Source organism: Okeania sp. (assembly GCF_983059655.1).
Window position 1 is genome coordinate 1 of the sequence record NZ_CEZPJD010000666.1, and the last position, 4,486, is coordinate 4,486.

Annotated in this window: 5 protein-coding genes and 1 tRNA gene; 4 read left to right on the forward strand and 2 right to left on the reverse strand. The window is 33.9% G+C overall.

All coding sequences use genetic code 11. The features are described 5' to 3' along the window. Positions 1-342: 342 nt before the first annotated feature. Both AC3DU7_RS26240 and ndhL read right to left on the reverse strand, forming a co-directional pair. Complete coding sequence (locus tag AC3DU7_RS26240) at positions 343-660, reverse strand: DUF3007 family protein (protein ID WP_488042220.1); 318 nt, start codon at positions 658-660, stop codon at positions 343-345. Further along, positions 660-896: an NAD(P)H-quinone oxidoreductase subunit L gene (gene ndhL / locus AC3DU7_RS26245; protein WP_488042221.1), complete on the reverse strand. Its 237-nt coding sequence runs from the start codon at positions 894-896 to the stop codon at positions 660-662. The genes AC3DU7_RS26240 and ndhL overlap by 1 nt, the downstream gene beginning before the upstream one ends. A gap of 219 nt (positions 897-1,115) precedes the next feature. Here ndhL and AC3DU7_RS26250 point away from each other — a divergent pair. The 4 genes from AC3DU7_RS26250 (at position 1,116) to AC3DU7_RS26265 (ending at position 4,173) form a co-directional block, all read left to right on the forward strand. Further along, a tRNA-Leu gene (locus AC3DU7_RS26250) sits at positions 1,116-1,199 on the forward strand. 537 nt (positions 1,200-1,736) lie between these two features. Further along, the gene (locus AC3DU7_RS26255) at positions 1,737-2,669 is read left to right on the forward strand and encodes an SGNH/GDSL hydrolase family protein (RefSeq protein ID WP_488042222.1); all 933 of its coding nucleotides are present in this window, start codon (positions 1,737-1,739) and stop codon (positions 2,667-2,669) included. A gap of 23 nt (positions 2,670-2,692) precedes the next feature. Beyond that, positions 2,693-3,307, forward strand: a complete 615-nt coding sequence (locus tag AC3DU7_RS26260) for a GUN4 domain-containing protein (protein WP_488042223.1) — start codon at positions 2,693-2,695, stop codon at positions 3,305-3,307. Positions 3,308-3,918: 611 nt separating this feature from the next. Then, positions 3,919-4,173, forward strand: a complete 255-nt coding sequence (locus AC3DU7_RS26265; RefSeq protein ID WP_488042224.1) for a hypothetical protein — start codon at positions 3,919-3,921, stop codon at positions 4,171-4,173. Positions 4,174-4,486 lie beyond the last annotated feature (313 nt).

Genomic DNA, 4,486 nt, shown 5'->3' on the forward strand with positions numbered 1-4,486 from the left:
ACTTCTTACTTCTTACTTCTTACTTCTGACTGCATTAATCTGTTGCGAGTTTAATACCCCACAGTCAGGCTTGGGCTTATAACACACGAAATGGTCAGTCGTTTACTATTCATGAGCAATTTTCCCTTCTGCCTTCTGTCTTCTGCCTTCTTGAATTATTCTTCAGGGCTATTTCATTCTAAATCTTGGCGTTTCTCTCAAAGCCTGATGGGGAGAAAGTTATGGGTAGTTCTACTTCTTTGGGCGAAAAGTCCACTTTTAATCATAAATTAAAAGCCTCTATCTCCGTGTCTCCGTGTCTCCGCGTCCCCGTGTCTATCGAGAATGAAACAGCCCTGATTATTACTGCTTATTCTTGGCTGCCTTTTCTTGTTCAACTTCTGCCTGCAACTGAGCCAACTCCTCTGGAGTCATTTCTTCCAGACGCTTTTGGAGTACTGCATCCTCATAATCTTTTAACTGTTGGTTGTAGGTCATATTACTATTAGTAACCCGAAACAAATAGGTCAGTAGCCAGCCAACTAAGCCACCAACTAATACAGCTTGTGTCCAGATACCAGCCTCTATACCATTGACTCCTACTACCTGAAATATAAAGTAAAGGATACCACCAGCAGCAAAAATACCTACACTTATTCCAATGGCCTCAATTCGTCGCATTAACCTTCAATTTGTCGCCGTCTGGGGCGAAAGTTTAAAAATGGGGACAAAACTAACATACCAGGGAAGAAGAAGAACATCAAGAAATACATAAAGCCTCGTTCAAAGGAACTAGCAACATACCAACGGATATTCAAGTAAGCATAGACTATGGCTGGCATTACCAAAAGGTAAGTTCCTGCAAGGACTGCATAAATAATTAGGATTACCAGATTCGCGTCTAGTTCTAAGTTCATAAACAATATTTATTTGGAAATTGCAATAGTTAATCGTATTCTGTTTAATATATTATTGGTTGAATGGCTATATTCCCATCAACTCTCTAAATTATTGCATATTTTGGTAGGACTCAATTTTTTTTTCAAAAAGACTTGCCAAAAATTGAAACATTGTGATTAAATAAAGGAATGAGCTTTTTCTGCAAATGCAGTGAGTTCAACACTCGACATAAAAACGGGGGTGTGGCGGAATGGTAGACGCTACGGACTTAAAATCCGTTGACCTTAACAGTCGTGTGGGTTCAAGTCCCACCACCCCCATTATTCAAAAGTCAGAAGTCGGAAGTCAGAAGTCAAAAGTTAACCCACCACTACCTTCCCAGGAGTGGAGCCAGGAGGGGAAGTATGGGATTTGAAACCAGCTCCAAAAGTATTTGGCCTTAAAAGGCGGGGTTGCGCTACCCAATTATTTTGATAAATGTCAATCAAGCTTGGCCACAAAAAAATTCAAACCTCAAACTAAGCAAAACAAAACCCACTTCTAAAGTTTATTCTTTTTGGGTGCTTCACAAAAAGAATATTCCCTAAGATTTACTATTCACCTTTAACTGAGAAATTTCGTCACATCTAGGAATTTCATAACTTAGAAAATCATAAGCTACATCAGTCTTCACGAACTAGCCTGTCGTTTTCCCAAATTCCTTGATTTCGGAGACCGTCGTGTCCAATAAACTCACCTCTTCCGTGTTTAAGGTTACTTCGCAGTAGTCAGTAGCCAGTAGCCAAGAGAAATGGGAATTAATTAGCAAGCCCTAAATAATTTAAAATCAAATTGATTAATTAATTTAATTTAGATTCGTGAAAATTCTACTTATAATTTTAGCACTTATACTTGGGTTATTGGGGATATTGGAAATAGGGCTCCGAGTTATAGTTGGTTTTGGTAATCCTCTAACCTATATTGGAGATAATCAAATTGGTTATCTCTTAACACCAAATCAAAATGTTAATCGCTTTGGAAATCGCATAAAAATCAATCAGTATTCTATGCGGTCAAAACCAATAGAAGAGTCAAAAGAAAATAATACATTGAGAATATTTCTAGTAGGAGACTCTGTGGCTAATGGTAATTGGTGGACTGACCAAAATGACACAGTTTCCGCAATTATAGAGAATTCTGTCAGTAAAAAATTAGGTAAAGATAAAATAGTTGAAGTTCTTAATGCCTCAGCTAATTCTTGGGGTCCGAGAAATGAATTGGCTTATCTAGAAAAGTTTGGTTTGTTTAATTCTCAAATAGTAATATTACTAATTAATACCGATGATTTATTTGCCAAAGCACCTAGTTCATTAGTAGTAGGAGTAGACCGTAATTATCCAAATAAAAAACCTCCTTCAGCTATTGCGGAATTGATAAATCGTTATTTTTTCAAAGCTCCAAAAGTTCCTGAAATTAAAGAAGAAGGCGACCGGGTTGGTTTTAATTTAGTAGCAATTAAAAAAATTTCTGAATTGGCCAATCAAAACAATGCTGGATTTATTCTAGCAATGACTCCTTTACTACGGGAAGTGGGCGAACCTGGACCTCGTGATTATGAAATTAAAACTCGTAAACGTTTAGCAGAATTTACTGAGGCAGAGAATATTTTATATCTAGATTTACTACCTATCTTTAAATCTGTCTCAGAATCAGATAGTTTATATCGAGACCATATTCATTTAAGTCCTGAAGGTAATCTAGTTATTAGTGAAGTAATTAGTAAATCAATTTTAGAGCAGAATCAATTCTAAAAATATGTAATTTGAGAGTAATTATGTCTAACGAAATAGAGTATAAAGAGAACGATAAATCTACTACTTCTTCTGATGAATATTTATCATCACAACAGAATTCCAGGGAGTTAGAGTTATCAGAAAGAGTAGCTCAATTAGAAGAAAAATTAGACCGAGCACTAATGTTAATTTCTGATATTTACCGCTATGGCAAATTGAGAGATTTACTATCTGCGGGAAAATGGAAAGAAGCAGACCAAGAAACAGCAAAAGTTATGTTAGAAATATCTGGTCAAACTGACAAAGAAAAACTGACTCCCGATGATGTTATCAAATTTCCATGTAGTGTAATAAATTTAATTGACCAGCTTTGGACTAATTATAGTCAAGGTCATTTTGGCTTTAGTATACAAAAAAAAATTTATGAAAGTATGGGAGGAACTTATGATATTTCTCAAATAGATATGAAAGTTTTAAATATGACCTGTGAAAAACTTGGATTATTATCAAATAATAAATCAGTACCTTATGAAAAACTGAATTTTAGTCTAGAAGCACCTAAAGGTTGTTTTCCTGTTGCTTGGTGGGATTCTCCTTATGGAGCTAAACTAGCAGTATACTTTTTAGCTCGCCTTAATGCCTGTAACATTGATTGAATTTTGATGATTTTTTGATTTTTAATATTTGAAAATAGTCGAAATCATGCTAGAAAAAAGATATAAAACTTTTATAGCACTAGGGAATAGGGAATAGGGAATAGTAAACTGTTAAGGGGTTTTTCCTGCGGAAAAGCTCCGCTAAAAGGGTTTAGAAATGTCCTAATCTTAATGCATAGCGCTATATCTGAAATTTTGAGACCAAGTATTATGAACAAGGTCTGGAGGTTTTAAAGAATAGTAAAGGAGGAAAAACAGTATTAAATAGTAGCAAACACAAGGATATAAGGTACTAATATCATGTTCCTCCTCCGGGGTAGCTATGCTAATGGATAATCAGTTATAATAAAATTTAAGGACTGACAGTACCAAAGAAATATTGAAATTATCAATAGACATCTCTAATATTTCTTATGCATTTCTCCTTTCTTCCCTCCTAACTCCTGACTACTAATAAAAGTTATTTATAACCATTTAACCAAACATTATATAAATTCAGCACTTTTTTTCTTATAAAAAAAGACATAAATTCCATCTAGATTTATATCTCAAATAAAAACACTATATAATATATCAACAATTTTAATTTCAATTATAGAGGTTCATTAGTAATGGAAGAAAAAACAATTAATTTAAAGTTAGTAATATTTTCTGGTTTGATGATGGCTTTGATAGGTTCAGTAATTGGATTAGCTGCTGCCGAGATGAGTAAAAGTCGTTATCAATGTTGTAATTTTACGAAAGTAGATAAAGGTTATAGTAGTGCAAAAGCACCTCGTACTTATGCCACAATAGGTGCAATTATGGGATTTGTTATAGGGTCAGTTCAAGAAACTGTACGATCTCTAAAACCAGAAGATGAATAATAATTAATAATTAATAATTAATAATTAATAATTACTTTTTTCATCAGGTAATGAACAACAAGAGCGACGAGTTTGAGTTCAATTCATGCAATTCTGTGGCGGAAAATAGTAAATGTTTATCAAGAGTTAATAACTGAATGCTGAATATTGAATGCTTACCGAATAATTAATAATTAATAAATAAATAATTTAGGTTCAAAGCTTCCCCACCTAAAATTATTCAAACCGATCAGTTAATGCTTTGATATTTAATCAGCAAGCCCTAATTATCAATTATCCATTATCAATTATCCATTATCAATTATCAATTATC

Bases quoted from the DNA above. Each gene is read 5' to 3' on its own strand.
- AC3DU7_RS26265 (WP_488042224.1), top strand. From the start codon at position 3,919: ATGGAAGAAAAAACAATTAATTTAAAGTTAGTAATATTTTCTGGTTTG.
- AC3DU7_RS26240 (WP_488042220.1), bottom strand. From the start codon at position 660: ATGCGACGAATTGAGGCCATTGGAATAAGTGTAGGTATTTTTGCTGCT.
- AC3DU7_RS26260 (WP_488042223.1), top strand. From the start codon at position 2,693: ATGTCTAACGAAATAGAGTATAAAGAGAACGATAAATCTACTACTTCT.
- ndhL (WP_488042221.1), bottom strand. From the start codon at position 896: ATGAACTTAGAACTAGACGCGAATCTGGTAATCCTAATTATTTATGCA.